The sequence below is a fragment of the Agrobacterium sp. 22-210-1 genome (assembly GCF_053522525.1).
Genome location: NZ_JBNWCI010000001.1, coordinates 630,543 through 656,312, shown reverse-complemented (window position 1 = coordinate 656,312; position 25,770 = coordinate 630,543). Strand labels below are relative to the sequence as shown.

Sequence of the window (25,770 nt, the reverse complement as noted above, 5' to 3'; positions counted from 1 at the left end):
CTCTAAATCGATTTAGATCGAAAGCAACATTGGCCAGGGAGCGCAGACGCCCGGAGCACGAAGCCCCGGGCGCCTGAAGTCTATATATTACTCGGAAGCTTCGGCTGCAACCACGAGAAGCTTGATCGAGCCGCCGGCCTTCTCAATCTTTTCGAGTGCAGGCTTGGAAGCGCCGGCAACTTCGAAGGCAACCTTGGCCTTCAGCTCGCCGTCGGCGAGGATGCGGACACCGTCCTTGACGCGGCGGATAACGCCGGCTGCCTTGAGAGCAGCGGCATCGATCGTTGCGGAAGCGTCGAGCTTCTTGGCGTCGATGGCGGTCTGGATGCGGCCGAGCGACACAACAGCATATTCGGAACCGAAGATGTTGTTAAAGCCGCGCTTCGGCAGACGACGGTAGATAGGCATCTGACCGCCTTCGAAGCCGTTGATGGCGACGCCCGAACGAGCCTTCTGACCCTTCACACCGCGACCACCGGTCTTGCCCTTGCCAGAACCGATACCGCGACCTACGCGGATACGATCCTTGGAGGAGCCTTCGTTGTCTCTGATTTCATTGAGTTTCATGATAGGTTACTCCGTCTCACTTCTCGTCAACGACGCGAACGAGATGCTGGACCGCACGGATCATGCCACGAACCGCCGGAGTATCTTCCAGGGTGCGCTGACGATGCATCTTGTTGAGACCCAGACCGACCAGCGTCTGACGCTGGATTGCCGGGCGGCGAATAGGGCTGCCGATCTGTTCGACCGTGACAGTCTTCTTGGCTTCAGTAGTTTTCTTGGCCATGATCCAGCTCCTTATTCTTCAGAAGCGTTGCCGGACGCGGCGCGGCGAGCCTGAAGGGTCGCAAACTTCAGACCACGCTGTGCAGCGATGTCCTTCGGATGAACCTGATGCTTCAGAGCGTCGAACGTTGCGCGAACCATGTTGTATGGGTTCGACGAACCGGTCGACTTCGCAACGACGTCATGAACGCCCAGCGTTTCGAAAACAGCGCGCATCGGACCACCGGCGATGATACCGGTACCGGCCTTGGCCGAACGCAGCAGAACCTTGCCGGCGCCATGACGGCCATTGACGTCGTGATGCAGCGTGCGACCATCGCGCAGCGGAACGAAGATCAGATCGCGCTTTGCGCTTTCAGTTGCCTTGCGGATCGCTTCCGGAACTTCACGAGCCTTGCCGTGGCCGAAGCCGACGCGGCCCTTCTGGTCGCCGACGACGACGAGAGCGGCGAAGCCGAAGCGACGGCCACCCTTAACAACCTTTGCAACGCGGTTGATCGCGACCAGCTTGTCGACGAATTCGCTATCGCGCTCTTCGCGGTTCTGGCGATCTTCGCGAGAACCTCTTTTATCCTGTGCCATTGTCCTTGTCCTTTTTCTTTTACGGGTGGAACGGCAAACGAAAAGACCAGCGGCCCCGATGAGGAGATCCGCATGGCCCGGTGAAATTCCGCCCGGATCGTTGTCCGGGCGGAAAAAAATCAGAAGTTCAGACCGCCTTCGCGGGCAGCATCTGCCAGGGCCTTGACACGGCCATGATAGATGAACGCGCCTCGGTCGAATACAACATCCTTGACGCCAGCCTTGACGCCGCGCTCGGCAACCAGCTTGCCCACGACAGATGCCGCAGCAACGTCGGCGCCGGTCTTGAGCGAGCCGCGCAGATCAGCTTCGAGCGTGGAGGCAGACGCAAGCGTCTTGCCAGCAACATCATCGATGATCTGGGCGTAGATGTTCTTCGACGAGCGATGAACCGACAGGCGCGGGCGGCCGTTGGCAACCGCCTTGATCTGGCGGCGCACACGGCTCGCGCGACGTGCAAGTGCTTCTTTCCTGCTAGCCATTTCGCGTGATCCTTACTTCTTCTTGCCTTCTTTGCGGACGATACGCTCTTCAGCGTACTTCACGCCCTTGCCCTTGTAGGGCTCGGGACCACGGTATTCGCGGATTTCCGCGGCTACCTGACCGACCTGCTGCTTGTTGATACCGGAAACGATGATTTCCGTCGGCTTCGGCACGGCAATGGTGATGCCGACCGGCGGCTCATAAACCACGTCGTGGGAGAAACCGAGCGCCAGCTGCAGGTTCTTGCCCTGCAGGGCGGCACGATAACCAACGCCGTTGATTTCGAGCTTGCGTTCGTAACCGTCCTTAACACCCTTGAAGATGTTCTCGATCATCGTGCGGGACATGCCCCACTTCGAACGAGCTTCCTTGGTGCCATTGGCGGGCGTTACGGAAACGCCGTTATCTTCGAGTTTCAGCTGAATATCGTCGTTTGCGACGAAAAACAGTTCACCCTTCGGGCCCTTCGCAGTGACCTTCTGGCCGTCGACATTGGCCGTCACACCTGCGGGAACCGGAACGGGCTTTTTACCGATACGAGACATTGTTCAATCCTGTCTGTTCGTTATGGAGATCCGTGCTCGATCTTAGAAGACCGAGCAAAGAACCTCGCCACCAACGTTCTGTTCGCGAGCCTGGTGATCGGCCATCACACCCTTCGGGGTCGAAAGGATGGTGATGCCGAGGCCGTTCGCGACCTGCGGAATGGACTTTACCGAGACATAAACCCGGCGGCCCGGCTTGGAAACGCGGCCGATCTCACGGATCACGGACGCGCCTTCGTAGTACTTCAGTTCGATGGTGAATTCGGACTTGCCGTTTTCGAAATCGACCTTGGAATAACCGCGAATGTAGCCTTCAGCCTGCAGCACGTCGAGAACGCGTGCGCGGAGGCTGGAAGCAGGCGTGCTGACCGCAGACTTGCGGCGAGCGGCACCATTGCGGATGCGGGTGAGCATATCACCCAAAGGATCAGTCATGGTCATGTGCCCGTCTCCTTACCAGCTCGACTTGACAATGCCCGGCACCTTGCCGGAATTGCCCAGCTCACGAAGCGCGATACGCGACATCTTGAGCTTGCGATAGAACGCGCGCGGACGGCCCGTTACTTCGCAGCGGTTGCGGATACGCGTCTTCGAGCCGTCACGCGGCAGCGAAGCGAGCTTCAGAGTGGCCTTGAACCGGTCTTCGATCGGAAGGGACTGGTTCATTACGATCGCCTTGAGTGCAGCACGCTTGGTGGCCTGCTGGGCGACCGACTTGCGGCGGCGCTTGTTCTTTTCAACTGCGCTTGTTTTCGCCATATCGGAGTTCCTTTTCTACGCTCGTCGTTACGGTTAGTGACGGAACGGGAAGTTGAACTCTGTAAGCAGAGCCCGAGCTTCGTCGTCCGACGTCGCCGTCGTGCAAACGATGATGTCCATGCCCCACATCTGATCAACCTTATCGTAGTTGATCTCAGGGAACACAATGTGTTCCTTGATGCCCATGGCGAAGTTGCCACGGCCGTCAAAGCTCTTGGGGTTCAGACCCCGGAAGTCGCGAACGCGCGGCAGCGCGATGTTGATCAGACGATCAAGGAATTCATACATGCGTGCGCCACGAAGGGTAACCTTCGCACCGATCGGCATGCCTTCGCGAAGCTTGAAACCAGCGATCGAATTACGAGCGCGGGTAACGACCGGCTTCTGGCCGGCGATTGCAGCCAGGTCACCGGCAGCAATGGTAGGCTTCTTGGAATCGGCAGTCGCTTCACCAACACCCATGTTGATCACGATCTTTTCAAGCTTCGGGATCATCATCACGTTGGCGTAGGAGAACTTCTCCTGCATGGCGTCGCGGATGCGCGACACGTATTCCGTCTTGAGACGCGGCTCGTACTTGTCAGCCATCGATCACTTCTCCCGAACGCTTGGCCACGCGGACCTTCTTGCCTTCTACAACAGAAAAGCCAACGCGGGTCGGCTTGCCATCCTTATCGGCGATGGCAATGTTGGAGATGTGCAAGGATGCTTCCTTGTTGATAATGCCGGCTTCCTGGCCCTGGGTCTGGCGCTGGTGACGCTTCACCATGTTTACGCCACGCACAACAGCCCGGTCTTCCTTCGGCAAAACCTGGATTACTTCGCCGGTACGGCCCTTGTCCTTACCGGTCAATACGACAACCTTGTCGCCTTTACGAATTTTCTGCATCGCAATTGCTCCTTACAGTACTTCCGGAGCCAGCGAGATGATCTTCATATGGTTCTTGGCGCGAAGTTCGCGCGGAACCGGTCCGAAGATACGGGTGCCGATGGGCTCTTTCTTGTTGTCGATAAGAACGGCTGCGTTGTTATCGAAACGGATGACGCTGCCGTCAGCGCGACGGATGTCCTTGGCGGTGCGCACGACAACCGCCTTCATCACATCGCCCTTCTTGACGCGGCCGCGCGGAATAGCTTCCTTGATGGAAACGACAATAATGTCGCCAACAGAAGCATATTTGCGCTTCGAGCCGCCCAGCACCTTGATGCACATGACACGACGTGCGCCGGAATTATCCGCCACGTCGAGGTTTGTTTGCATCTGAATCATGTCAGGTCGCCTTCTTGTTGTTACCGGAACGGTTGGGCAAACTCTCCCGAGCAAGCCCCCTGCTCCAGCTTATGAATATCTCTTTTTTTGCGCGGAAATGTCGTGACAGGGTGGTTTCCCGAAGGACCTTCCGTGCGCATCAAAGCAAAAGACGCTCGATTCACGAGCGTCCTTGCGCTGCTTCATACAGGAATTCGCGCCAAGTACAAGATGCCTGGCGCGATTCTGATGAAATTAAGCCTGGGCGGCGACGACCGTCCAGCGCTTGTCCTTGGAGATCGGTGCGCATTCCTCGATGGAAACGACATCGCCGACCTTGTATTGATTGTTTTCGTCGTGCGCCTTGTACTTCTTCGAACGACGAACGGTCTTTTGCATGAGCGGGTGAGCGAATCGACGCTCAACCCGGACCACGACAGTCTTCTCGTTCTTGTCGGACACTACGACGCCCTGCAGAATGCGTTTCGGCATATTATTTTTCCTTAGGCCTTGGCTTCTGCCGCCTTCTGGCGGGCAATGGTTTTAACGCGGGCGATGTCCTTGCGGACTTCGTTGATGCGCGAGGACTTCTCCAGCTGGCCGGTCGCCTTCTGGAAGCGCAGGTTGAACTGCTCCTTCTTCAGATCGGCGAGCTTGTCCTTGAGCTGGTCGGCGCTGAGGCCGCGAACTTCATCGGCTTTCATGTGCCTTGCTCCTTACTCTGCGATGCGCTGTACGAAGCGCGTCTTGACCGAGAGCTTGGCAGCGCCGAGACGAAGCGCCTCACGGGCGATCTCCTCGGTAACACCGTCGATCTCGAACATCATACGACCGGGCTTGACCTTGCATGCCCAGTATTCGACCGAACCCTTGCCCTTACCCATACGAACTTCGGTCGGCTTTGCCGTTACCGGAACGTCGGGGAATACGCGGATCCACACACGACCTGCGCGCTTCATGTAACGCGTGATCGCGCGGCGGGCCGCTTCGATCTCGCGTGCATTCACGCGGTTCGGTTCCTGCGACTTCAAGCCGAATTCACCGAATGCCAGGTCAAAGCCGCCCTTGGCGACGCCCTTGATGCGTCCCTTGAACTGCTTACGGTACTTAGTACGCTTTGGCTGCAACATTTTCTTACTTCTCCGAGCTTATCTTTCGCCAGCGTCAATCAAGCGTTTTCGCGACGACGATCGGGACGATCGCCACGCTCACGGCTTGCAGGGCCCTGCGCATCGCCTTCGAGACCGCGACGCTCAGAAGCCATCGGATCGTGCTCAAGGATTTCGCCCTTGAAGATCCAGACCTTGATGCCGCAGATGCCGAATGCGGTTTCAGCTTCAGCTGTGCCGTAGTCGATGTCCGCACGCAGCGTGTGCAGCGGAACGCGACCTTCGCGGTACCATTCGGTACGAGCGATTTCAGCACCGCCGAGACGGCCGCCGCAGGTGATCTTGATGCCTTCGGCGCCAAGACGCATGGCAGACTGAACCGAGCGCTTCATTGCACGGCGGAAAGCCACGCGACGCTCGAGCTGCTGGGCGATCGACTGGGCAACGAGAGTTGCGTCGATTTCCGGCTTGCGCACTTCAACGATGTTGAGGTGCGTTTCGGAGTTGGTCATCTCGGAAAGCTTCTTGCGAAGCTTCTCGATGTCCGCGCCCTTCTTGCCGATGATGAGACCCGGACGAGCCGAGTGGATCGTAACGCGGCACTTCTTGTGCGGACGCTCGATGACCACCTTGGCGATACCGGCCTGCTTGAGTTCCTTGATCAGGTATGCCCGGATCTTCAGGTCTTCATGCAGCAGCTTGCCGTATTCCGCGGTGTCAGCGTACCAGCGGCTATCCCAAGTACGGTTGATGCCGAGGCGGAAGCCGATTGGATTGATTTTCTGACCCATTATGCGGCCTCCCCTTTTTCCTCAACTTCACGAACAACGATCGTGAGGTGAGCGAACGGCTTTTCAATGCGGGACGCACGACCACGGCCACGAGCGTGGAAACGCTTCATGGTGATGGACTTGCCAACATAGGCCTCGGCGACGACGAGAGCGTCGACGTCGAGGTCATGGTTGTTTTCCGCATTGGCAATTGCAGATTCCAGCGTCTTCTTGACGGTGCCTGCAATGCGCTTGCGGGAGAATTCGAGCTCGGCGAGAGCGCGATCAACCTTCTTGCCACGGATAAGAGCGGCAACCAGGTTCAGTTTCTGGGGGCTGACGCGGAGCGTACGGGCAATGGCCTGAGCCTCATTGTCCTTCAGCCGGCGTTCGGTCTTAGCCTTCGCCATGATTACTTCCTCTTTGCCTTCTTGTCCGCGCCGTGACCGTAATAGGTACGGGTCGGAGAGAATTCACCGAACTTGTGTCCGACCATGTCTTCGTTGACCGAGACGGGCACATGCTTGCTGCCGTTATAAACGCCGAAGGTCAGACCGACGAACTGCGGCAGGATCGTGGAGCGACGGCTCCAGATCTTGATTACTTCATTACGTCCGCTCTCGCGCACCTTCTCAGCCTTGGTGAGAAGATAGCCGTCAACAAACGGACCTTTCCATACTGAACGAGCCATTAGTGACTACCTCTCTTACTTCTTACGCTGATGGCGCGAGCGCATGATGAACTTGTCGGTCGACTTGTTCGAACGGGTGCGCTTGCCCTTCGTGGGCTTGCCCCACGGAGTAACCGGGTGACGACCACCCGATGTGCGACCTTCACCACCACCGTGCGGGTGGTCGACCGGGTTCATGACGACGCCGCGAACGTGCGGACGCTTGCCACGCCAACGCGAACGACCAGCCTTGCCGTCGTTGATGTTGCCGTGATCCGAGTTCGAAACAGCACCGATCGATGCGAGGCACGAGCCATGCACCAGACGCTGTTCGCCCGAGTTGAGACGCAGGATGGCCATACCGGCATCGCGGCCGACGAGCTGGACATACGTACCGGCGGAGCGGGCGATCTGACCGCCTTTACCCGGCTTCATCTCGACGTTGTGGATGATCGAACCGACCGGAATGTACTGAAGCGGCATGGTGTTGCCGGGCTTCACGTCCACTGCCTTGTCGGAGGCGATCACCTTGTCACCAGCAGCGAGACGCTGTGGCGCGAGAATGTAAGCCTGTTCGCCGTCGGTATACGTAACCAGCGCGATGAACGCGGTGCGGTTGGGGTCGTATTCCAAACGTTCAACGGTGCCTTCAACGTCGAATTTACGACGCTTGAAATCCACCAGACGGTAGGTCCGCTTGTGACCGCCACCCTGGAACCGGACGGTGATCCGGCCCTGGTTGTTGCGGCCACCCTTGGAGCTGAGGCCCTGGGTCAGAGCCTTTACCGGCTTACCCTTGTAGAGCGAAGCGCGGTCCACGATAACCAGCTGGCGCTGGCTTGGCGTGGTCGGATTGAAACTTTTCAATGCCATTTTATTGTTCCCTTTTGGGTCTTTGCCCGCTTGGGCCTAACCTTTAGAGTCCGGTGGACACGTCGATGGATTGACCTTCGGCGAGCGTAACGACGGCTTTCTTGACGTCTTTCAGCTTACCGGCGAACCCACGGAAACGACGGGTCTTACCCTTGCGGATAAGCGTGTTCACAGCCGTGACTTTGACGCCGAAGAGAGCTTCCACGGCAGCCTTGATTTCAGGCTTGGAAGCGCTTTTGGCGACGTTGAATACGACCTGGTTCTGTTCGGAGACCAGCGTCGACTTTTCCGTGATCGAAGGAGATACGATCACATCGTAGTGGCGAAGATCCGTCATTTGAACCGCTCCTCCAGAGCCTCTACAGCAGCCTTGGAAAGCACCAGCTTGCCACGGCGCAGGATGTCGTAAACATTGATGCCCTGTACCGGCAGAACGTCCACATTCGGGATATTCTGGGCTGCGAGCTTGAAGTTGCCATCAAGTTCAGCGCCACCGATAACGAGAGCGTTGGTCAGGCCAAGCGAAGCGAAGCTGCCCAGCAGAGCCTTGGTCTTTGCTTCAGATGCAACGAGCTGATCAACGATGATCAGTTCTTCAGCCTTCAGCTTTGCAGACAGGGCGTGACGCAGAGCGAGCGCACGAACCTTCTTGGGAAGGTCATGGGCGTGGCTGCGAACGACCGGGCCGTGGGCCTTGCCGCCGCCGCGGAACTGCGGTGCGCGAGCCGAATGGTGACGAGCGCGGCCCGTACCCTTCTGCTTGTACATCTTGGCACCGGTGCGGGAAACTTCCGACCGGTTCTTGGTCTTGTGGGTTCCCTGCTGCTTCTTAGCAAGCTGCCAGCGAACCATGCGGGCCAGAATGTCCTGGCGGGGGTCGAGGCCGAAGATCTCATCCGACAGAGAAACCTTGCCGGCGTCTTTTCCCTCGAGGGTCTTGACGTTCAATTCCATGATAAGGCTCCCTTACTTCGCAGCCGACTTGACGGCGTCGCGGACGATGATCCAGGAACCCTTCGAACCGGGAACTGCACCCTTCACGAGGATGAGGCCACGGTCTTCGTCAGTCGAAACGACTTCGAGGTTCTGGGTCGTAACGCGTGTCTGGCCCATATGACCAGCCATGCGCTTGCCCTTCCAGACGCGGCCCGGATCCTGGTTGTTACCGGTCGAACCGTGTGCACGGTGCGATACGGAGTTACCGTGCGAAGCGCGGCCACCACCGAAGTTGTGACGCTTCATAGCACCGGCAAAACCTTTACCGATTGTGGTTCCAGTGACGTCCACCAGCTGGCCGTTCTGAAAATGAGTTGCGGTCAGTGTTGCACCGATGTCGATCAGGTTCTCGGGGGAAACCCGGAACTCGACGAGCTTGGCTTTCGGTTCGACATTGGCAGCGGCAAAATGACCGCGAAGCGCCTTCGTCGTGTTCTTGACCTTGGACTGGCCGGCACCGAGCTGAACTGCGGTGTAGCCATTCTTGTCTTCCGTGCGCTGGGCAACGACTTGTACGTTATCCAGTCGCAATACTGTTACGGGGATATGTTCACCTGCGTCGTTATAGACGCGTGTCATACCCACTTTCTGTGCAATCACACCTGAACGCATTGGTTCATCCTCTTGCGAGCCTTGAAGGGAAAACCCTCTCTGGCCTTTGTTAAGGAGTGCCCTTCGACATCTCACGATGTTTCCGGTCTCCGGTTTGGAAGTCGTTGGATTGCTCCACGTACCTTCCTTGTTATTTCAGCCCTCACCTTGGATGGATCGGGCCGGGTCTTAGAGCTTGATTTCCACGTCAACGCCAGCAGCGAGGTCGAGCTTCATAAGAGCATCGACAGTCTGCGGGGTGGGGTCAACGATATCGAGAAGACGCTTGTGCGTCCGCATTTCGAACTGTTCACGGCTTTTCTTGTCAACGTGAGGAGAGCGGTTGACGGTAAACTTTTCGATGCGGGTGGGGAGTGGAACCGGGCCGCGAACGCTGGCGCCGGTGCGCTTTGCGGTCGACACGATTTCACGGGTAGAGGCATCGAGGATCCGGTGATCGAACGCCTTGAGGCGGATACGGATATTCTGGCCGGTCATTCGTCTTGTCCTTGTTCTTTGTTATTCGTTTCCGCACGCGGAAACACATGAACTTCTATTGATCGTGGCGCCGCAGATTTTCAAAAATCGAGAGGGATGCGCCTCGCACCCCAATCATTTCAGTAGTCTGTATTGCTAAAACACCGCGTTTCGCAAATGCTTGCGAATCCAGCGGTGAGTGTGAGTGCGCGTTTACGCGCTTTCACCGAATTTTTCAAGCACTAAAAATGCAACGCCGCCAGGCTTTTTATTAAAAGCCCGACGGCGGTGTTTGTGACACCGCCGTCGGAGCGAATTTTAAAAGTCGAAATTACTCGACGATCGAAGCCACGATGCCGGCGCCGACGGTACGGCCGCCTTCGCGGATAGCGAAGCGCAGCTTTTCTTCCATCGCGATCGGAACGATCAGCTCGACTTCAACCGTGACGTTGTCGCCAGGCATAACCATTTCCGTGCCTTCCGGCAGAGAAACGATGCCGGTCACGTCCGTCGTGCGGAAGTAGAACTGCGGGCGGTAGTTCGTGAAGAACGGCGTATGACGGCCGCCTTCTTCCTTCGTCAGGATGTAGGCTTCTGCCATGAACTTCTTGTGCGGCTTGACCGAACCCGGCTTGCACAGGATCTGGCCACGCTCAACGCCGTCACGGGTAACGCCGCGAACGAGAGCACCGATGTTGTCGCCAGCCTGGCCCTGGTCGAGCAGCTTGCGGAACATTTCAACGCCGGTAACCGTCGTCTTCGAGGTCGGACGAATGCCGACGATTTCGACTTCTTCACCAACCTTGACGATACCGCGCTCAACGCGACCCGTCACAACCGTACCACGGCCGGAGATCGAGAACACGTCTTCGATCGGCATCAGGAACGGCTGGTCGATCGGACGCTCAGGGGTCGGGATGTAGGCGTCAACAGCGGCCATCAGCTCGCGGATCGCGTCTTCACCGATCTTCTTGTCGGAATCTTCAAGAGCAGCAAGTGCCGAACCCTTGATGATCGGGATATCGTCGCCCGGGAAGTCGTAGGACGACAGAAGTTCGCGAACTTCAAGCTCGACGAGCTCCAGAAGCTCGGCGTCGTCAACCTGGTCGACCTTGTTGAGGAACACGACGATTGCCGGAACGCCAACCTGACGGGCAAGCAGGATGTGCTCGCGGGTCTGCGGCATCGGGCCGTCAGCAGCCGAGCAAACCAGGATCGCGCCGTCCATCTGGGCAGCACCGGTGATCATGTTCTTCACGTAGTCGGCGTGGCCGGGGCAGTCGACGTGCGCGTAGTGACGGGCAGGCGTCTCATATTCAACGTGTGCCGTCGAAATCGTGATACCACGGGCCTTTTCTTCAGGCGCGGCGTCGATCTGGTCATACGCCTTGAATTCGCCGAAGAACTTCGTGATCGCGGCCGTCAGCGACGTCTTGCCATGGTCAACGTGACCGATCGTGCCAATGTTGACGTGCGGCTTATTGCGCTCAAACTTGCTCTTTGCCATTAGTGGCTCTCCATTCTTGTCCCTTGACGGGAATAATCTTCAAATCTGGTGGGGCGTACCCCGATCACTTCTGACCGGAGTACTTTGCCTGGATTTCCTGCGCCACGTTCGACGGAACCGGCGAGTAGTGGTCGAACGTCATCGAGTACTGAGCGCGGCCTTGGCTCATGGAGCGCAGGTTGTCGACGTACTTGAACATGTTCGCGAGCGGAACATGCGCGTTGATGACGATGGTGATACCACGGCTTTCCTGGCCCTGGATCTGACCACGACGGGAGTTCAGGTCGCCGATAACGTCGCCGACATAGTCTTCCGGCGTTACGACTTCGACCTTCATCATCGGCTCGAGAAGCTGTGCACCAGCCTTCTTGGCTGCTTCACGGAAGCAGGCACGCGATGCGATTTCGAAGGCGAGAACCGACGAGTCGACGTCGTGGAATGCACCGTCGATCAGCGTCGCCTTGACGCCGAGCATCGGGAAGCCAGCCAGCGGACCGGAAGACAGAACGCTTTCGATACCCTTCTGAACGCCCGGGATGTATTCCTTCGGAACAGCACCACCGACGATCTTGGATTCGAACTTGAAGTCTTCGCCTTCAGGGTTCGGTTCGAAGATGATCTTGACGCGAGCGAACTGACCGGTACCACCGGACTGCTTCTTGTGCGTGTAGTCTTCTTCGTGCTGACGCGTGATCGTTTCGCGATAGGCAACCTGCGGCGCGCCGACGGTGGCTTCAACCTTGAACTCGCGACGCATACGGTCAACGAGAATGTCGAGGTGAAGTTCGCCCATGCCCGCGATGATCGTCTGACCGGACTCTTCGTCGGTCTTGACGCGGAACGAAGGATCTTCAGCAGCCAGACGGTTGAGCGCGAGGCCCATCTTTTCCTGGTCGCCCTTGGTCTTCGGCTCGATCGCGATCTGGATGACCGGCTCGGGGAATTCCATGCGCTCGAGGATAACCGGCTTCAGCGGATCGCAAAGCGTATCGCCAGTGGTGGTTTCCTTGAGACCGGCCAGAGCAACGATGTCGCCGGCAAAGGCTTCTTCGATGTCTTCGCGCGAGTTGGAGTGCATCTGCAGCATACGGCCGACGCGCTCACGCTTGTCCTTGACCGTGTTGATGACAGACGTACCCTTTTCGAGCTTGCCCGAGTAGATACGCGCAAACGTCAGCGAACCGACGAAGGGGTCGTTCATGATCTTGAACGCGAGCATGGAAAGCGGCTCGCTGTCGTCGGCATGACGCTCGATCTCGGCTTCGGTCTTGAAGTCGATGCCCTTGATCGCCGGAATGTCCAGCGGCGAAGGCAGATAGTCGACGACGGCGTCGAGAAGCGGCTGAACGCCCTTGTTCTTGAACGCGGTACCGCAGAACATCGGGTGGAACTTCACGTCGATGGTGCCGCGGCGAACCAGTGCACGGATCTGCTCGTTGTCAGGCATGATGCCGTTCAGGTAGTTTTCCATCGCTTCTTCGTCGATCTCGACAACGGTCTCGATCAGCTTTTCGCGATATTCGTCAGCCTTGGCCTTCATGTCATCAGGAATTTCGACGACGTCCCACTGAGCGCCGAGCGATTCGTCGCGCCAGATGAGTGCGTTCATCTCGATCAGATCGATAACGCCCTTGAACTCGGTCTCAGCGCCGATCGGCAGCTGCATGACGACGGCAATGGCGCCGAGACGGGTCTTGATCATTTCTACCGAGCGGTAGAAGTCAGCACCGGTCTTGTCCATCTTGTTGCAGAAGATCATGCGCGGAACATGATACTTCTCGGCCTGGCGCCAGACGGTTTCCGTCTGCGGCTCCACACCGGCGTTGGCGTCGAGCAGCGCGATGGCGCCGTCGAGAACGCGCAGCGAACGCTCGACTTCAATGGTGAAGTCAACGTGGCCGGGGGTGTCGATGATGTTGAAACGGCGCATCTTGCCGTCACGGCCCTTCCAGAAGGTCGTGGTGGCAGCAGACGTGATGGTGATACCACGCTCCTGCTCCTGCTCCATCCAGTCCATCGTGGCTGCGCCATCGTGAACTTCACCGATCTTGTGCGACTTACCGGTGTAATAAAGGATACGCTCGGTGGTCGTCGTCTTGCCGGCGTCGATATGCGCCATGATACCGAAATTGCGGTAGTCTTCGATTTTATATTCGCGAGCCATAATGGACTGCCTTTCGATATGCGACCGGTTAAGATTACCAGCGGTAATGCGAGAATGCGCGGTTGGCGTCAGCCATCTTGTGCGTGTCTTCGCGCTTCTTGACAGCCGAACCACGGTTGTTCGCAGCGTCCATGAGTTCGCCGGAAAGGCGATCGACCATGGTCGTTTCGTTGCGCTTGCGCGCAGCGGTGATCAGCCAGCGGATGGCCAGAGCCTGACGGCGCTCGGGGCGAACATCGACCGGAACCTGGTAGGTAGCACCACCAACGCGGCGCGAACGCACTTCAACATGCGGAGCAACGTTGTCGAGGGCGGAGTGGAACACGCCGAGCGGCTCCTGCTTCGTCTTGCCCTGAACGACGTCGAACGCGCCGTAAACGATGCTTTCTGCGACCGACTTCTTGCCGTGAAGCATGATGGCGTTCATGAACTTGGTAACGATCAGATCGCCGAACTTCGGATCCGGGTTGATCTCACGCTTTTCTGCACTATGGCGACGGGACATATTCTTTGTCTCTCAATGTTATTGACGCTTTACCACGCGGAGAACCTCGCGCAGCGCCGGAATTTGTTTAAACCCGAATTACTTCGGACGCTTCGCACCGTACTTGGAGCGGCGCTGCTTGCGGTTCTTGACGCCCTGGGTATCGAGAACACCGCGGATGATGTGGTAACGCACGCCCGGCAAGTCCTTTACGCGGCCGCCGCGGATCATGACCACGGAGTGTTCCTGAAGGTTGTGACCTTCGCCCGGAATGTAACCGATGACTTCGAAGCCGTTGGTGAGGCGGATCTTGGCAACCTTACGCAGAGCCGAGTTCGGCTTCTTCGGGGTCGTCGTGTAAACGCGGGTGCAAACACCACGCTTCTGCGGGTTTTCCTGAAGAGCAGGAACCTTGTTGCGCTTTACCTGTGCCTGGCGAGGCTTGCGGATCAGCTGGTTTACGGTAGGCATATAACCATCCCTTGCAAAAACTACTTTAGCCACCCGAACGGGTGGCGGCTATGCCGTTGCCGGCGACGACGCACGTATATATCCTCATGCGCAAAACGTGGCCCGATCCGTTTTCACGGATGGACCACCAAGAGCAGAGGACACCTCAACGAGGCGTCTTGCATGCAACATTCGTGTCTTCTACGTGCAATGGAGTCTTGTTTGAGATGATGTTCGGAAAAAAGGTTTCCGAACGGCCAGCACCCACAGAGGCTCCGATGGCGGGCGTACTACTGTTTTAGCCAGCTTTCGTCAAGGCCGAATCCGCATTTTGCGCCCGCGCCCGCGGCCACAAAGCCCGCAGGCGGGCCATTTCCCCCTCCTTCTAACAGAAGTCACAGTCGGCAACAGTGATTTTGCGCTCCGGCCTTTGGCTTTTCATAAAATCCGTCTATTGATTCCCTCAAGCGGCCAGACTTGGCCCGCCACGCGCAAGGCCCGCTCCGGTCGACCCGCGTACATAGCAACGACAGATCAAGGAACCGCGTCATGAGCACCCTCCCCGACAACGACAACGGACGCGACGAGCCGATGGTCTTCATCGTCATCGGCAAGGCTTACGAGACCGATAACTCCGAGGGCATCGACATCCACGTCATCCTTCGGGCGCCGGACGACGATACCGCCGTGCGTGAAACACTGAACGCGCTTTCCGAGGAAGGCTTCATCGAGGCCGACCTCGACCAGATCGGCATGCTGACCGAAATCCCGGATGAAGAGCCGCACGCTTCCGCCTATCAGGGCGCACTGGAAGGCGAAGTGGCGATCATCCGCTTCGCCTGAGGCGCTGCCATGACGGTGAGACGCATCGTCACCAATATCGCGACACCCGACCTTGAACGGGCGGGTGTCTTTTATGGCGATATTCTCGGCATGACAATCGCCATGGATCACGGCTGGATCGTGACCTATGCAAGCCCGGTTGAAACACCTGCCCAGATCAGCTTTGCCCGCGAAGGAGGCTCCGGAACGGCGGTCCCCGACATCTCCATCGAGGTCGACAATTTCGACGAGGTTCACGCCCGCATAGTTAAAGCCGGGCTGCCGGTCGAATACGGGCCGGCCATCGAAACATGGGGCGTGCGCCGCCTGTTCCTGCGCGATCCCTTTGGCAGACTGACCAATATATTAAGTCACTTATAGATTATATACTTCAAACTCGTTAGTATTACTTCGTTTCCCGTTGAACATCATGAAGATATTAGCTTAAATAACCCCGACATAAAATTCCGGTGGCGGGTTGGACAATATATCTTCGGCAGACATTATTGATGACATTTACGAGGCGGCGCTTTTTCCCGACCGCTGGGCGAAGGTCATCGCCACAATCGGTCAACGGCTGGATTTCTGGGGCGGCGCCCTCACCTGGGGCAAGGGTGAGGAAGAAGCCTGGCTTTTCACTCCCAATTTCCAGGAATTGATGCAGGCCTTCATGGAGGGCGGCTGGAACCACCGCAATGACCGCCTCACCCGCGCGGTTCGCGAGGGACAATTTTCCTTCGTGCATGATTTCGATGTCTTCACCCACGATGAATGGGCCGGGCTACCGATCGTGCGCGACTTCCTGATGCCACGTGGATTGGGATATGGGGCGGCAACCCAGGTCGCTCCACCTGACCATCCGGAAATGACGGTACTTTTCGAACGCAAGCTCGACAGCGGCGTCATCGGCCCGGAGACGATGGCCGCGCTCGGCAGGCTGAGGCCGCATATAGCCCGCAGCCTCACACTTGCAACCCGGCTGCAGCGCCAGAGGGCCGATGCGATGACACTCGGTCTCAATGCCATTGGCGCGCCGGCGGCGGTGCTGCAGGCAAGCGGGCGTGTCCTTTCCGCCAACGGCCTGTTTCAGACGCTCCAGAAGTGCATATCCACCCGCGCCCGCGACAGGATCTCCATTTCCGACGAAAGAGTAAACCGACTGCTCTACAAGGCGCTGGCCGGGCGTGGCGTCAGCTCTTTCCCCATGCCGACCAGCGAGGAGCGGGCCTGCATCCTTCACGTCATCCCGCTGCGCAAGGATGCACTGGACCTCTCCCCGAACGGCAGCGCCATCGTTCTGATATCGCAACCCGTAGGCGCCGTCGCGGACGCGACCTTGCTTCTGAAAGGGCTTTATGACCTCACCAGGGCCGAAGCCCGCGTTGCTCTGGAAATCATGAAGGGGCTTTCGCTTCCCTCGGTGGCGAAGCAATTGCAGATTTCCCACGAGACGGTCCGCAGCAACGCCAAGTCGATCTATGCGAAGACCGGCAGCACCGGCCAGACCGATCTCGTCCGCCGGCTTTCCGTTCTGACGCGCTACAACATCGGCGAGCAGGGCTGAACCTGCCGCACGGCTTGAAGCCCTCGGCCACACCGATCTGAATATCAACCAGCCCCCGCATCCGCAGCAGTGACCCGCCGAAACGAAAAAACGCCCGGATTGCTCCGGGCGTTTTTATGAACCGTGGCAGGGCTTCGTAAAGCCCCTGCCCTTTCGGCTTCGTTCGCCTTATTCGGCGGCCGGAACCTGATCCGTCATGTCCTGCAGCATCTGGTTTGCAGAACCTGCACCCGTACCCTTGCGGCGTTCCTCGAGAATGAGGTCGTCGCGCGAGGTAGCGATGCGGCGGATCTGCGTCATGGTGCCGCCGGTACCGGCCGGGATGAGACGGCCGACGATGACGTTTTCCTTGAGGCCCTGCAGCGTGTCCGTCTTGCCGGCAATCGCAGCTTCCGTGAGAACCTTGGTGGTTTCCTGGAAGGATGCGGCCGAGATGAAGGACGGCGTCTGCAGCGAAGCCTTGGTGATGCCGAGCAGGACAGGATCGCCGTAAGCCGGCTTCTTGCCCTCCTCGATCAGGCGGTCGTTCATGTCGTCCAGCTCGATACGGTCGACGTTGTCGCCGACGATGTACTGGCTGTCGCCGGCATCGGTGATCTCAACCTTCTGCAGCATCTGGCGAACGATCACCTCGATGTGCTTGTCGTTGATCACAACGCCCTGCAGTCGGTAGACTTCCTGGATTTCGTTCACGAGGTAGGAAGCCAGAGCCTCTACGCCCTTGATCGCCAGAATGTCGTGCGGTGCCGGGTTGCCGTCGAGAATGTATTCGCCCTTCTCGATGTAGTCGCCTTCCTGAAGATGGAAGGGCTTGCCCTTCGGGATCAGGTATTCGACCGGCTCAACGCCGTCTTCCGCAGGCTCGATCATCACGCGACGCTTGTTCTTGTAGTCGCGACCGAGGCGGATCGTACCGTCGATCTCGGCGATGACGGCGTGATCCTTCGGACGACGTGCTTCGAACAGTTCGGCAACACGCGGCAGACCACCGGTGATGTCCTTCGTCTTGGCGCTTTCCAGCGGCGAACGTGCAAGCACGTCACCCTGGGAGACCTTCGAACCCGGCTCGACCGACAGGATGGCGTCCACGGACAGCTGGAAGCGGGCTTCGCCACCACGGGCAAGCTTCGCAACAGCGCCGGAAGCGTCCTTGATGACGATCGCGGGCTTGAGGTCCGAACCGCGCGGCGTCGAACGCCAGTCAATGACCTGACGCTTGGTGATGCCGGTGGATTCGTCGGTGGCTTCCAGAACGGAAAGACCGTCGACGAGGTCCTCGAAGTGAACGGTGCCTTCCACTTCCGTCATCATCGGACGGGTGTAGGGGTCCCATTCTGCCAGACGCTGGCCACGCTTTACCTTGTCGCCATCATCCACGAAGATCTTCGAGCCGTAAGCGACGCGCTGCGACGAACGTTCCGCACCGCGCTCATCGAGAATGGTGACGGCCATGTTACGGCCCATCGCGATGAGAGTGCCTTCCGAGTTGCGCAGGATGTTACGGTTCTTGATCGCAATCGTGCCCTCGTAAGAGGCTTCAAGGAACGACTGGTCGACCACGTTCGCCGTACCGCCAAGGTGGAAGGTACGCATGGTGAGCTGCGTGCCCGGTTCACCGATCGACTGTGCGGCGATAACGCCAACGGCTTCGCCCATGTTGACAGGCGTACCGCGTGCAAGGTCACGACCGTAGCAGACGCCGCAAACGCCAACCTGCACTTCGCAGGTCAGAGCCGAGCGGATGCGCACGGACTGGATGCCCGCCTTTTCGATGACGGCCACATCGGCCTCATCGATGAGCGTGCCAGCCTTGACGAGGTTCTCGCCGGAAACCGGATGATCGATATCATCAAGAGCCGTACGGCCGAGGATACGTGCGCCAAGCGAGGCAACGACCTGACCGGCATCGACGATGGCGGTCATGGTGAGGCCCTTGTCGGTGCCGCAATCGGTGGAAACGACGATGCAATCCTGCGCGACGTCAACCAGACGACGGGTAAGGTAACCCGAGTTCGCCGTCTTCAAGGCGGTGTCTGCAAGACCCTTACGGGCACCGTGGGTCGAGTTGAAGTACTCGTTAACGGTCAGGCCTTCCTTGAAGTTCGAGATGATCGGCGTCTCGATGATTTCACCCGAGGGCTTGGCCATCAGGCCGCGCATGCCGCCCAGCTGACGCATCTGGTTCGGAGAACCACGCGCGCCCGAGTGGGACATCATGTAGATGGAGTTCATCGGCTTCTGGCGGCCCGTTTCCGGATCGAACTCGACAGCCTTGATGCGCGCCATCATTTCTTCGGCGACCTTCTCGGTTGCCTTGCCCCAGGCGTCGACAACCTTGTTGTACTTTTCGCCCTGGGTGATGAGACCATCATTATACTGCTGTTCGTATTCCTTCACCAAGGCTTCGGTGTCGCCAACGATCTTCACCTTGCTGTCCGGAATGACCATGTCGTCCTTGCCGAACGAAATGCCGGCGCGGCAGGCGTGGCTGAAACCGAGCTGCATGATGCGGTCGCAGAAGATGACCGTGTCTTTCTGGCCGCAATGACGGTAGACCGTGTCGATCATCTTGGAGATGTTCTTCTTGGTCATTTCCTGGTTGCAGACGTCGAAAGGCACGTTGACGTTCTTCGGCAGAAGTTCGCCAATCAGCATACGGCCAGGGGTCGTTTCATGGATCTTCGAAACCGGCTTGCCATCGGCGTCCACGGTCTTGAAGCGGCCACGAATCTTGGCATGCAGCGTCACGACCTTGTTTTCAAGCGCGTGATGCAGCTCACCGATGTCGGAGAAAGCCATGCCTTCGCCCGGCTCGTTCTGGTTCATGATCGACAGGTAATAGAGGCCGAGAACCATGTCCTGCGACGGAACGATGATCGGGTGACCGTTCGCCGGATGCAGGATGTTGTTGGTCGACATCATCAGCACGCGGGCTTCCAGCTGGGCTTCCAGCGAAAGCGGCACGTGAACAGCCATCTGGTCACCGTCGAAGTCGGCGTTGAAGGCCGTGCAGACGAGCGGGTGCAACTGGATGGCCTTGCCTTCGACCAGCATCGGTTCGAAAGCTTGGATACCCAGACGGTGCAGCGTCGGTGCGCGGTTCAGAAGAACCGGATGCTCGCGGATGACCTCGTCGAGGATATCCCAGACTTCCGGCTTTTCCTTTTCAACCAGCTTCTTGGCCTGCTTGACGGTCGAGGAGTAACCCTTGGCGTCGAGACGGGCGTAGATGAACGGCTTGAACAGTTCGAGCGCCATCTTCTTCGGCAGGCCGCACTGGTGCAGCTTCAGTTCCGGACCGGTCACGATGACCGAACGACCGGAATAGTCGACGCGCTTGCCGAGAAGGTTCTGGCGGAAGCGGCCCTGCTTGCCCTTGAGCATGTCGGAGAGCGACTTCAGCGGGCGCTTGTTGGCACCCGTGATGACGCGGCCGCGACGGCCGTTGTCGAACAGCGCATCGACGGATTCCTGCAACATACGCTTTTCGTTGCGGATGATGATGCCAGGCGCACGAAGCTCGATCAGGCGCTTCAGACGGTTGTTACGGTTGATGACGCGGCGATAGAGATCGTTGAGGTCGGACGTCGCAAAACGGCCGCCATCCAGCGGAACCAGCGGGCGCAGGTCCGGCGGAATAACCGGAACGACCTTCATGATCATCCATTCAGGACGGTTACCCGACTCCATGAAGTTCTCGACGATCTTCAGGCGCTTCATCAGCTTCTTCTGCTTGAGATCAGACGTGGTCTCAGCAAGTTCGGCACGCAGGTCGCCGGCGATCTTTTCGAGGTTCATCGAAGCCAGCATCTCGTAGATGGCTTCAGCGCCGATCATGGCGGTGAACTGGTCTTCGCCGAACTCGTCGACGGCGATCATGTACTCTTCTTCAGACAGAAGCTGGTTCTGCTTCAGCGAAGTGAGGCCAGGCTCGGTGACGATGTAGTTCTCGAAATAGAGAACGCGTTCGACATCCTTCAGCGTCATGTCGAGCAGGGTCGAGATACGCGAGGGAAGCGACTTCAGGAACCAGATGTGGGCAACCGGCGCTGCGAGCTCGATATGGCCCATGCGCTCACGGCGAACGCGCGACAGCGTCACTTCGACGCCGCACTTTTCGCAGATGATGCCCTTGTACTTCATGCGCTTGTACTTGCCGCACAGGCACTCGTAGTCCTTGATCGGTCCGAAGATACGCGCGCAGAAAAGGCCGTCGCGTTCCGGCTTGAACGTACGGTAGTTGATGGTTTCCGGCTTCTTGATCTCGCCGTAGGACCACGACAGGATTTTTTCCGGCGAAGCAATCGAAATCCGGATGGAATCGAAATGCTGCGCAGGCACCTGAGGATTGAAAAGATTCATGACCTCTTGGTTCATGCCTTGTCTCCTTGAGAGGCTAGCTGCTGCCCCTGTTTGCATCCGGACCGGCTTCTTCCCGGGTCACCGTCCAGAGCTTTAAATACGGATTAACCGCACAATGCGGCGAAAGTGTCCCACGCCAGCCGGGCTGACGGGAAACCGGCGGGCGCCCGGAAGGCGCCCGCCTCTCTCATTTTTATTCCGCCGCGTCGGGCAGCTGGTCGTCGGGCTGGTTCTCGATCTTCGAGTTTTCCAGCTCAACCGAAAGACCGAGCGACCGCATTTCCTTGACGAGAACGTTAAAGCTCTCCGGAATACCGGCCTCGAAGGTATCGTCGCCACGGACGATCGCTTCGTAGACCTTGGTGCGGCCGGCCACGTCGTCCGACTTGACGGTCAGCATTTCCTGCAGCGTGTAGGCCGCGCCGTATGCTTCCAGAGCCCAGACTTCCATTTCCCCGAAGCGCTGTCCGCCGAACTGCGCCTTGCCGCCCAGCGGCTGCTGGGTAACGAGCGAGTAAGGACCGATCGAGCGAGCGTGGATCTTGTCGTCGACAAGGTGGTTCAGCTTGATCATGTACATGTAGCCGACGGTGACCTTGCGGTCGAACGGCTCACCGGTACGACCGTCGTAAAGGACGGACTGACCGGATTCATGCAGACCTGCCTTCTTCAGCATCGCGGCGACGTCAGGCTCATGCGCACCGTCGAAGACCGGGGTCGCGATGGAAACACCGCGCTTGGCTTCTTCGGCAAGCTTCACCAGCGAGTCGTCATCGAAGCGCTGAACCTCGTCATTGGCTTCAGACGCGTAGATTTCCGTCAGCTCGCTGCGAAGCTCGCTGATGTCCATCGTCTTGCGATACTCTTCGAGCATCTCGCCGATCTTCTTGCCCATACCTGCGCATGCCCATGCGAGGTGGGTTTCGAGGATCTGGCCGACGTTCATGCGCGAAGGCACGCCGAGCGGGTTCAAGCAGATGTCGACATGCGTGCCGTCTTCAAGGAACGGCATGTCTTCGACCGGAACGATACGCGAGACGACGCCCTTGTTACCATGACGGCCGGCCATCTTGTCACCCGGCTGGATCTTGCGCTTAACAGCAACGAAGACCTTGACCATCTTCATGACGCCCGGAGGCATTTCGTCGCCGCGCTGGACCTTTTCGACCTTGTCCATGAAGCGCTGTTCAAGGCGTGACTTGGACTCGTCGTACTGGCCGCGAAGCGCTTCCAGTTCGGACTGAGCCTTCTCGTCCTCGACCGCGAACATCCACCACTGCGAGCGGGGATATTCGGAGACGACGGCGTTGGAAAGTTCGACGCCCTTCTTGAAGCCCTTCGGACCGGCGATGGAAACGTGGCCACGCAGCATGTCGATCAGGCGACCGTAGACGTTACGGTCAAGAATTGCCTGCTCGTCGTCGCGGTCCTTCGCCAAGCGCTCGATCTCTTCGCGCTCGATAGCCATCGCGCGCTCGTCCTTCTCCACACCGTGACGGTTGAAGACGCGGACTTCCACGACGGTACCAAACGTGCCCGGAGGCATGCGCATGGAGGTGTCGCGAACGTCGGAGGCCTTTTCACCGAAGATGGCGCGCAGAAGCTTTTCTTCCGGCGTCATCGGGCTTTCGCCCTTCGGCGTGATCTTGCCGACGAGGATGTCGCCCGGCTGAACTTCCGCACCGATGTAAACGATACCGGCTTCGTCGAGGTTCTTCAGCGCTTCTTCCGAAACGTTCGGAATGTCGCGCGTGATTTCTTCCGGACCAAGCTTCGTGTCACGCGCCATCACTTCGAATTCTTCGATGTGGATGGAGGTGAACACGTCGTCGGAAACGATACGTTCCGACATCAGGATCGAGTCTTCGTAGTTGTAGCCGTTCCATGGCATGAACGCGACGAGCGCGTTACGGCCAAGCGCCAGATCGCCGAGGTCGGTCGACGGACCGTCCGCGATGATGTCACCCTTGGAGATGGCGTCACCGACGGAGACCAGCGGACGCTGGTTGACGCAGGTGTTCTGGTTCGAACGCTGGAACTTCTGCAGACGGTAGATATCGACGCCCGACTTGCCCGCATCGAGGTCTTCCGTAGCGCGGATAACGATACGCGTCGCATCCACCTGATCGACGATACCGCCGCGGCGAGCCGCGATGGCAGCGCCGGAGTCGCGAGCAACGACCGGTTCCATGCCCGTGCCGACGAACGGCGCTTCCGCCCGCAGAAGCGGAACGGCCTGACGCTGCATGTTCGAGCCCATGAGAGCGCGGTTGGCGTCGTCGTTTTCCAGGAACGGAATGAGAGCCGCAGCGACCGAAACGAGCTGTTTCGGCGAAACGTCCATAAGGTTGATGTTGTCGCGCGGTGCGAGCATAACTTCGCCCGAGTGACGGCAAACAACGAACTCTTCAACGAAGGCGCCTTCGCCATCGAGTTCGGCATTGGCCTGTGCGACGTAATACTTGGCCTCTTCCATCGCGGAGAGATAGATCACGTCGGTCGTTACCTTGCCGTCGGTGATCTTGCGGTACGGGCTTTCGATGAAGCCGTACTTGTTCACACGGGCAAAGGTTGCAAGCGAGTTGATCAGACCGATATTCGGTCCCTCAGGCGTTTCGATCGGGCAAATACGGCCGTAGTGGGTCGGATGAACGTCGCGGACTTCAAAGCCGGCGCGCTCACGGGTCAGACCGCCCGGTCCAAGAGCCGAAAGACGGCGCTTGTGGGTGATTTCCGAAAGCGGGTTCACCTGGTCCATGAACTGCGACAGCTGCGAGGAACCGAAGAATTCGCGAACGGCGGCGGCTGCCGGCTTCGCATTGATCAGGTCCTGCGGCATCACGGTGTCGATTTCGATCGAGGACATACGTTCCTTGATCGCACGTTCCATGCGCAGAAGGCCCAGACGATACTGGTTTTCCATCAGCTCGCCGACAGAACGAACACGGCGGTTGCCGAGGTTGTCGATGTCGTCGATTTCGCCCTTGCCGTCGCGCAGTTCGACCAGCATCTTGACGACGGCGAGGATGTCTTCCTTGCGCAGCGTACGCACGGTGTCTTCCGCGTCGAGGTCGAGGCGCATGTTCATCTTCACGCGGCCAACAGCCGAGAGATCGTAACGTTCAGCATCGAAGAACAGCGAGTTGAACATCGCTTCGGCCGAATCCATGGTCGGCGGCTCACCCGGACGCATGACGCGGTAGATGTCGAACAGCGCTTCCTGGCGGTTCTGGTTCTTGTCCGCAGACAGCGTGTTGCGGATATAGGCGCCAACATTGACGTGGTCGATGTTGAGAACCGGAATCTCGTCAAAGCCGGACTGCAGGATGAGGCCGAGCGTCTTCTCGTCGATTTCGTCGCCGGCTTCGAGATAGATCTCACCCGTCGAATAGTTGACGATGTCTTCGGCAAGGAAGTTGCCGTAGAGGTCTTCGTCAGTCGCCTTAAGCGCCTTCAGGCCCTTGTCGACGAGCTGGCGGATAAGGCGCGGGGTCAGCTTCTTGCCACCTTCGACAACAACTTCGCCGGTATCGGCGTCGATCATGTCGGTGATGACCTTGGCGTTCTTCAGCGCTTCAGGCTGGAACGGAATGCGCCAGCCATCGCCGGAGCGCTCGTAGGAAGCCTTGGTGTAGAAGGTCGACAGGATTTCTTCGCCATCCATGCCGAGCGCCATCAGGAGCGAGGTCACAGGCAGCTTGCGGCGACGGTCGATACGCGCATAAACGATGTCCTTGGCGTCGAACTCGATGTCGAGCCAGGAACCGCGATACGGGATGACGCGGGCAGCGAACAAAAGCTTGCCGGAAGAATGGCTCTTGCCCTTGTCGTGGTCGAAGAACACGCCCGGCGAACGATGCATCTGCGAAACGATGACGCGCTCGGTGCCGTTGACGATGAACGTACCGTTATTGGTCATGAGCGGCATGTCGCCCATGTAAACGGACTGTTCCTTGATGTCCTTGATGGACTTCGCGCCAGTATCCTCGTCGATATCGAACACGATGAGGCGCAGCGTCACTTTCAGCGGCGCTGCATAGGTCAGATCGCGCTGACGGCATTCCTCGACGTCGAACTTCGGCGCTTCGAATTCGTAGGATACGAATTCGAGCATGGATGCGCCCGAAAAATCGGTGATCGGGAATACGGATTTGAATACGGCATTCAATCCCTCGTCGGGACGGCCACCCTTGGGCTCGTCAACCATGAGAAACTGGTCATACGAAGCCTTCTGAACCTCGATGAGGTTCGGCATTTCCGCTACTTCTGGAATTTTGCCGAAAAACTTGCGTACGCGCCTGCGACCGTTAAACGAAAGGGTCTGAGCCATCGTCGCTCCTTTAAAATTGCATCCGGGCCTGCAACGGACGGGAACCGATGGCCAGTCGACCCCGTCAAGCAATGGGTATCATCAATCTCGTTCCACATCCCGGATCGATCAGGCCGGATTGCCTAGATGAGCCGGTTCGGAACCATTCTCTTGAAGAACCCATTACCCAAAAGCCATTTTCACGCGGCTTTTGG

General features: G+C 58.4%; 30 protein-coding genes. 3 read left to right on the top strand and 27 right to left on the bottom strand.

Annotated features, from left to right (window positions below):
- Window positions 1-87: 87 nt before the first annotated feature.
- From rplO to rpsL, 25 genes are all read right to left on the bottom strand, one after another.
- Complete coding sequence (rplO, locus tag ACQZ5F_RS03280; protein ID WP_046798172.1) at window positions 88-567, bottom strand: 50S ribosomal protein L15; 480 nt, start codon at window positions 565-567, stop codon at window positions 88-90.
- Between the two features lie 16 nt (window positions 568-583).
- A complete protein-coding gene (rpmD, locus tag ACQZ5F_RS03275; protein WP_003495212.1) occupies window positions 584-790 on the bottom strand; it encodes a 50S ribosomal protein L30 in 207 nt (68 codons plus the stop codon).
- 11 nt (window positions 791-801) lie between these two features.
- Entirely contained in the window at window positions 802-1,371 is a 570-nt protein-coding gene (gene rpsE / locus ACQZ5F_RS03270; protein ID WP_046798171.1) for a 30S ribosomal protein S5, read from the bottom strand.
- A 119-nt stretch (window positions 1,372-1,490) separates the two neighbouring features.
- Window positions 1,491-1,853, bottom strand: a complete 363-nt coding sequence (rplR, locus tag ACQZ5F_RS03265) for a 50S ribosomal protein L18 (RefSeq protein ID WP_046798170.1) — start codon at window positions 1,851-1,853, stop codon at window positions 1,491-1,493.
- A gap of 12 nt (window positions 1,854-1,865) precedes the next feature.
- Window positions 1,866-2,399 (bottom strand): 50S ribosomal protein L6, encoded by a 534-nt coding sequence (gene rplF, locus ACQZ5F_RS03260; RefSeq protein WP_006313979.1) that lies wholly within the window; start codon window positions 2,397-2,399, stop codon window positions 1,866-1,868.
- Window positions 2,400-2,441: 42 nt separating this feature from the next.
- Complete coding sequence (gene rpsH / locus ACQZ5F_RS03255; protein WP_003507786.1) at window positions 2,442-2,840, bottom strand: 30S ribosomal protein S8; 399 nt, start codon at window positions 2,838-2,840, stop codon at window positions 2,442-2,444.
- A gap of 12 nt (window positions 2,841-2,852) precedes the next feature.
- Window positions 2,853-3,158, bottom strand: coding sequence for a 30S ribosomal protein S14 (gene rpsN / locus ACQZ5F_RS03250; protein ID WP_003495202.1), 306 nt, complete (start codon window positions 3,156-3,158; stop codon window positions 2,853-2,855).
- Window positions 3,159-3,191: 33 nt separating this feature from the next.
- Complete coding sequence (rplE, locus tag ACQZ5F_RS03245) at window positions 3,192-3,746, bottom strand: 50S ribosomal protein L5 (protein WP_046798169.1); 555 nt, start codon at window positions 3,744-3,746, stop codon at window positions 3,192-3,194.
- On the bottom strand, window positions 3,739-4,047 hold the full coding sequence (rplX, locus tag ACQZ5F_RS03240; protein WP_046798168.1) for a 50S ribosomal protein L24: 309 nt from the start codon (window positions 4,045-4,047) through the stop codon (window positions 3,739-3,741). The genes rplE and rplX overlap by 8 nt, the downstream gene beginning before the upstream one ends.
- A 12-nt stretch (window positions 4,048-4,059) precedes the next feature.
- Window positions 4,060-4,428, bottom strand: a complete 369-nt coding sequence (gene rplN, locus ACQZ5F_RS03235; RefSeq protein ID WP_003495199.1) for a 50S ribosomal protein L14 — start codon at window positions 4,426-4,428, stop codon at window positions 4,060-4,062.
- Between the two features lie 234 nt (window positions 4,429-4,662).
- Entirely contained in the window at window positions 4,663-4,899 is a 237-nt protein-coding gene (rpsQ, locus tag ACQZ5F_RS03230) for a 30S ribosomal protein S17 (protein WP_006313974.1), read from the bottom strand.
- An 11-nt stretch (window positions 4,900-4,910) separates the two neighbouring features.
- Window positions 4,911-5,111 (bottom strand): 50S ribosomal protein L29, encoded by a 201-nt coding sequence (rpmC, locus tag ACQZ5F_RS03225; protein WP_003495193.1) that lies wholly within the window; start codon window positions 5,109-5,111, stop codon window positions 4,911-4,913.
- Window positions 5,112-5,123: 12 nt separating this feature from the next.
- Window positions 5,124-5,537 (bottom strand): 50S ribosomal protein L16, encoded by a 414-nt coding sequence (gene rplP, locus ACQZ5F_RS03220; RefSeq protein WP_006313973.1) that lies wholly within the window; start codon window positions 5,535-5,537, stop codon window positions 5,124-5,126.
- A gap of 38 nt (window positions 5,538-5,575) precedes the next feature.
- Window positions 5,576-6,307, bottom strand: coding sequence for a 30S ribosomal protein S3 (rpsC, locus tag ACQZ5F_RS03215; RefSeq protein WP_003516138.1), 732 nt, complete (start codon window positions 6,305-6,307; stop codon window positions 5,576-5,578).
- The gene (gene rplV / locus ACQZ5F_RS03210) at window positions 6,307-6,696 is read right to left on the bottom strand and encodes a 50S ribosomal protein L22 (protein WP_006313972.1); all 390 of its coding nucleotides are present in this window, start codon (window positions 6,694-6,696) and stop codon (window positions 6,307-6,309) included. The genes rpsC and rplV overlap by 1 nt, the downstream gene beginning before the upstream one ends.
- Window positions 6,697-6,698: 2 nt before the next feature.
- On the bottom strand, window positions 6,699-6,977 hold the full coding sequence (rpsS, locus tag ACQZ5F_RS03205; protein WP_003507772.1) for a 30S ribosomal protein S19: 279 nt from the start codon (window positions 6,975-6,977) through the stop codon (window positions 6,699-6,701).
- A 15-nt stretch (window positions 6,978-6,992) separates the two neighbouring features.
- Window positions 6,993-7,829 (bottom strand): 50S ribosomal protein L2, encoded by an 837-nt coding sequence (gene rplB / locus ACQZ5F_RS03200; protein WP_003507771.1) that lies wholly within the window; start codon window positions 7,827-7,829, stop codon window positions 6,993-6,995.
- Between the two features lie 43 nt (window positions 7,830-7,872).
- Window positions 7,873-8,166: a 50S ribosomal protein L23 gene (locus tag ACQZ5F_RS03195; protein WP_003495178.1), complete on the bottom strand. Its 294-nt coding sequence runs from the start codon at window positions 8,164-8,166 to the stop codon at window positions 7,873-7,875.
- Complete coding sequence (rplD, locus tag ACQZ5F_RS03190; protein WP_010971963.1) at window positions 8,163-8,783, bottom strand: 50S ribosomal protein L4; 621 nt, start codon at window positions 8,781-8,783, stop codon at window positions 8,163-8,165. Before rplD ends, ACQZ5F_RS03195 begins: the two co-directional genes overlap by 4 nt.
- A gap of 12 nt (window positions 8,784-8,795) precedes the next feature.
- A complete protein-coding gene (rplC, locus tag ACQZ5F_RS03185; protein WP_046798167.1) occupies window positions 8,796-9,437 on the bottom strand; it encodes a 50S ribosomal protein L3 in 642 nt (213 codons plus the stop codon).
- Window positions 9,438-9,605: 168 nt separating this feature from the next.
- Window positions 9,606-9,914, bottom strand: coding sequence for a 30S ribosomal protein S10 (rpsJ, locus tag ACQZ5F_RS03180; protein ID WP_003495158.1), 309 nt, complete (start codon window positions 9,912-9,914; stop codon window positions 9,606-9,608).
- A gap of 310 nt (window positions 9,915-10,224) precedes the next feature.
- Window positions 10,225-11,400, bottom strand: coding sequence for an elongation factor Tu (gene tuf / locus ACQZ5F_RS03175; protein WP_003507684.1), 1,176 nt, complete (start codon window positions 11,398-11,400; stop codon window positions 10,225-10,227).
- A gap of 64 nt (window positions 11,401-11,464) precedes the next feature.
- Window positions 11,465-13,564, bottom strand: coding sequence for an elongation factor G (gene fusA, locus ACQZ5F_RS03170; RefSeq protein ID WP_052817949.1), 2,100 nt, complete (start codon window positions 13,562-13,564; stop codon window positions 11,465-11,467).
- Between the two features lie 34 nt (window positions 13,565-13,598).
- Window positions 13,599-14,069, bottom strand: a complete 471-nt coding sequence (gene rpsG, locus ACQZ5F_RS03165) for a 30S ribosomal protein S7 (RefSeq protein WP_046798164.1) — start codon at window positions 14,067-14,069, stop codon at window positions 13,599-13,601.
- A 78-nt stretch (window positions 14,070-14,147) separates the two neighbouring features.
- Entirely contained in the window at window positions 14,148-14,519 is a 372-nt protein-coding gene (rpsL, locus tag ACQZ5F_RS03160; RefSeq protein WP_003507760.1) for a 30S ribosomal protein S12, read from the bottom strand.
- A gap of 528 nt (window positions 14,520-15,047) precedes the next feature.
- Between rpsL and ACQZ5F_RS03155 the strand changes: the two genes are divergently transcribed.
- The 3 genes from ACQZ5F_RS03155 (at window position 15,048) to ACQZ5F_RS03145 (ending at window position 16,884) form a co-directional block, all read left to right on the top strand.
- Complete coding sequence (locus tag ACQZ5F_RS03155; RefSeq protein WP_003523731.1) at window positions 15,048-15,341, top strand: hypothetical protein; 294 nt, start codon at window positions 15,048-15,050, stop codon at window positions 15,339-15,341.
- A gap of 9 nt (window positions 15,342-15,350) precedes the next feature.
- Window positions 15,351-15,701 carry a VOC family protein gene (locus tag ACQZ5F_RS03150; RefSeq protein ID WP_225339189.1) on the top strand — a complete coding sequence of 117 codons (351 nt, stop codon included), beginning with the start codon at window positions 15,351-15,353 and terminating at the stop codon, window positions 15,699-15,701.
- A gap of 97 nt (window positions 15,702-15,798) precedes the next feature.
- The gene (locus ACQZ5F_RS03145; protein WP_046798162.1) at window positions 15,799-16,884 is read left to right on the top strand and encodes a helix-turn-helix transcriptional regulator; all 1,086 of its coding nucleotides are present in this window, start codon (window positions 15,799-15,801) and stop codon (window positions 16,882-16,884) included.
- A gap of 168 nt (window positions 16,885-17,052) precedes the next feature.
- Here the strand turns inward: ACQZ5F_RS03145 and rpoC are convergent, their stop codons facing one another.
- On the bottom strand, window positions 17,053-21,261 hold the full coding sequence (gene rpoC / locus ACQZ5F_RS03140; RefSeq protein WP_046798161.1) for a DNA-directed RNA polymerase subunit beta': 4,209 nt from the start codon (window positions 21,259-21,261) through the stop codon (window positions 17,053-17,055).
- Between the two features lie 178 nt (window positions 21,262-21,439).
- Complete coding sequence (gene rpoB, locus ACQZ5F_RS03135) at window positions 21,440-25,576, bottom strand: DNA-directed RNA polymerase subunit beta (RefSeq protein ID WP_046798160.1); 4,137 nt, start codon at window positions 25,574-25,576, stop codon at window positions 21,440-21,442.
- Window positions 25,577-25,770: the final 194 nt, after the last annotated feature.

Coding starts and splice junctions, on each gene's coding strand:
- rplO (WP_046798172.1), bottom strand. CDS start 567: ATGAAACTCAATGAAATCAGAGACAACGAAGGCTCCTCCAAGGATCGT.
- rpmD (WP_003495212.1), bottom strand. CDS start 790: ATGGCCAAGAAAACTACTGAAGCCAAGAAGACTGTCACGGTCGAACAG.
- rpsE (WP_046798171.1), bottom strand. CDS start 1,371: ATGGCACAGGATAAAAGAGGTTCTCGCGAAGATCGCCAGAACCGCGAA.
- rplR (WP_046798170.1), bottom strand. CDS start 1,853: ATGGCTAGCAGGAAAGAAGCACTTGCACGTCGCGCGAGCCGTGTGCGC.
- rplF (WP_006313979.1), bottom strand. CDS start 2,399: ATGTCTCGTATCGGTAAAAAGCCCGTTCCGGTTCCCGCAGGTGTGACG.
- rpsH (WP_003507786.1), bottom strand. CDS start 2,840: ATGACCATGACTGATCCTTTGGGTGATATGCTCACCCGCATCCGCAAT.
- rpsN (WP_003495202.1), bottom strand. CDS start 3,158: ATGGCGAAAACAAGCGCAGTTGAAAAGAACAAGCGCCGCCGCAAGTCG.
- rplE (WP_046798169.1), bottom strand. CDS start 3,746: ATGGCTGACAAGTACGAGCCGCGTCTCAAGACGGAATACGTGTCGCGC.
- rplX (WP_046798168.1), bottom strand. CDS start 4,047: ATGCAGAAAATTCGTAAAGGCGACAAGGTTGTCGTATTGACCGGTAAG.
- rplN (WP_003495199.1), bottom strand. CDS start 4,428: ATGATTCAGATGCAAACAAACCTCGACGTGGCGGATAATTCCGGCGCA.
- rpsQ (WP_006313974.1), bottom strand. CDS start 4,899: ATGCCGAAACGCATTCTGCAGGGCGTCGTAGTGTCCGACAAGAACGAG.
- rpmC (WP_003495193.1), bottom strand. CDS start 5,111: ATGAAAGCCGATGAAGTTCGCGGCCTCAGCGCCGACCAGCTCAAGGAC.
- rplP (WP_006313973.1), bottom strand. CDS start 5,537: ATGTTGCAGCCAAAGCGTACTAAGTACCGTAAGCAGTTCAAGGGACGC.
- rpsC (WP_003516138.1), bottom strand. CDS start 6,307: ATGGGTCAGAAAATCAATCCAATCGGCTTCCGCCTCGGCATCAACCGT.
- rplV (WP_006313972.1), bottom strand. CDS start 6,696: ATGGCGAAGGCTAAGACCGAACGCCGGCTGAAGGACAATGAGGCTCAG.
- rpsS (WP_003507772.1), bottom strand. CDS start 6,977: ATGGCTCGTTCAGTATGGAAAGGTCCGTTTGTTGACGGCTATCTTCTC.
- rplB (WP_003507771.1), bottom strand. CDS start 7,829: ATGGCATTGAAAAGTTTCAATCCGACCACGCCAAGCCAGCGCCAGCTG.
- ACQZ5F_RS03195 (WP_003495178.1), bottom strand. CDS start 8,166: ATGACGGATCTTCGCCACTACGATGTGATCGTATCTCCTTCGATCACG.
- rplD (WP_010971963.1), bottom strand. CDS start 8,783: ATGGAATTGAACGTCAAGACCCTCGAGGGAAAAGACGCCGGCAAGGTT.
- rplC (WP_046798167.1), bottom strand. CDS start 9,437: ATGCGTTCAGGTGTGATTGCACAGAAAGTGGGTATGACACGCGTCTAT.
- rpsJ (WP_003495158.1), bottom strand. CDS start 9,914: ATGACCGGCCAGAATATCCGTATCCGCCTCAAGGCGTTCGATCACCGG.
- tuf (WP_003507684.1), bottom strand. CDS start 11,400: ATGGCAAAGAGCAAGTTTGAGCGCAATAAGCCGCACGTCAACATTGGC.
- fusA (WP_052817949.1), bottom strand. CDS start 13,564: ATGGCTCGCGAATATAAAATCGAAGACTACCGCAATTTCGGTATCATG.
- rpsG (WP_046798164.1), bottom strand. CDS start 14,069: ATGTCCCGTCGCCATAGTGCAGAAAAGCGTGAGATCAACCCGGATCCG.
- rpsL (WP_003507760.1), bottom strand. CDS start 14,519: ATGCCTACCGTAAACCAGCTGATCCGCAAGCCTCGCCAGGCACAGGTA.
- ACQZ5F_RS03155 (WP_003523731.1), top strand. CDS start 15,048: ATGAGCACCCTCCCCGACAACGACAACGGACGCGACGAGCCGATGGTC.
- ACQZ5F_RS03150 (WP_225339189.1), top strand. CDS start 15,351: ATGACGGTGAGACGCATCGTCACCAATATCGCGACACCCGACCTTGAA.
- rpoC (WP_046798161.1), bottom strand. CDS start 21,261: ATGAACCAAGAGGTCATGAATCTTTTCAATCCTCAGGTGCCTGCGCAG.
- rpoB (WP_046798160.1), bottom strand. CDS start 25,576: ATGGCTCAGACCCTTTCGTTTAACGGTCGCAGGCGCGTACGCAAGTTT.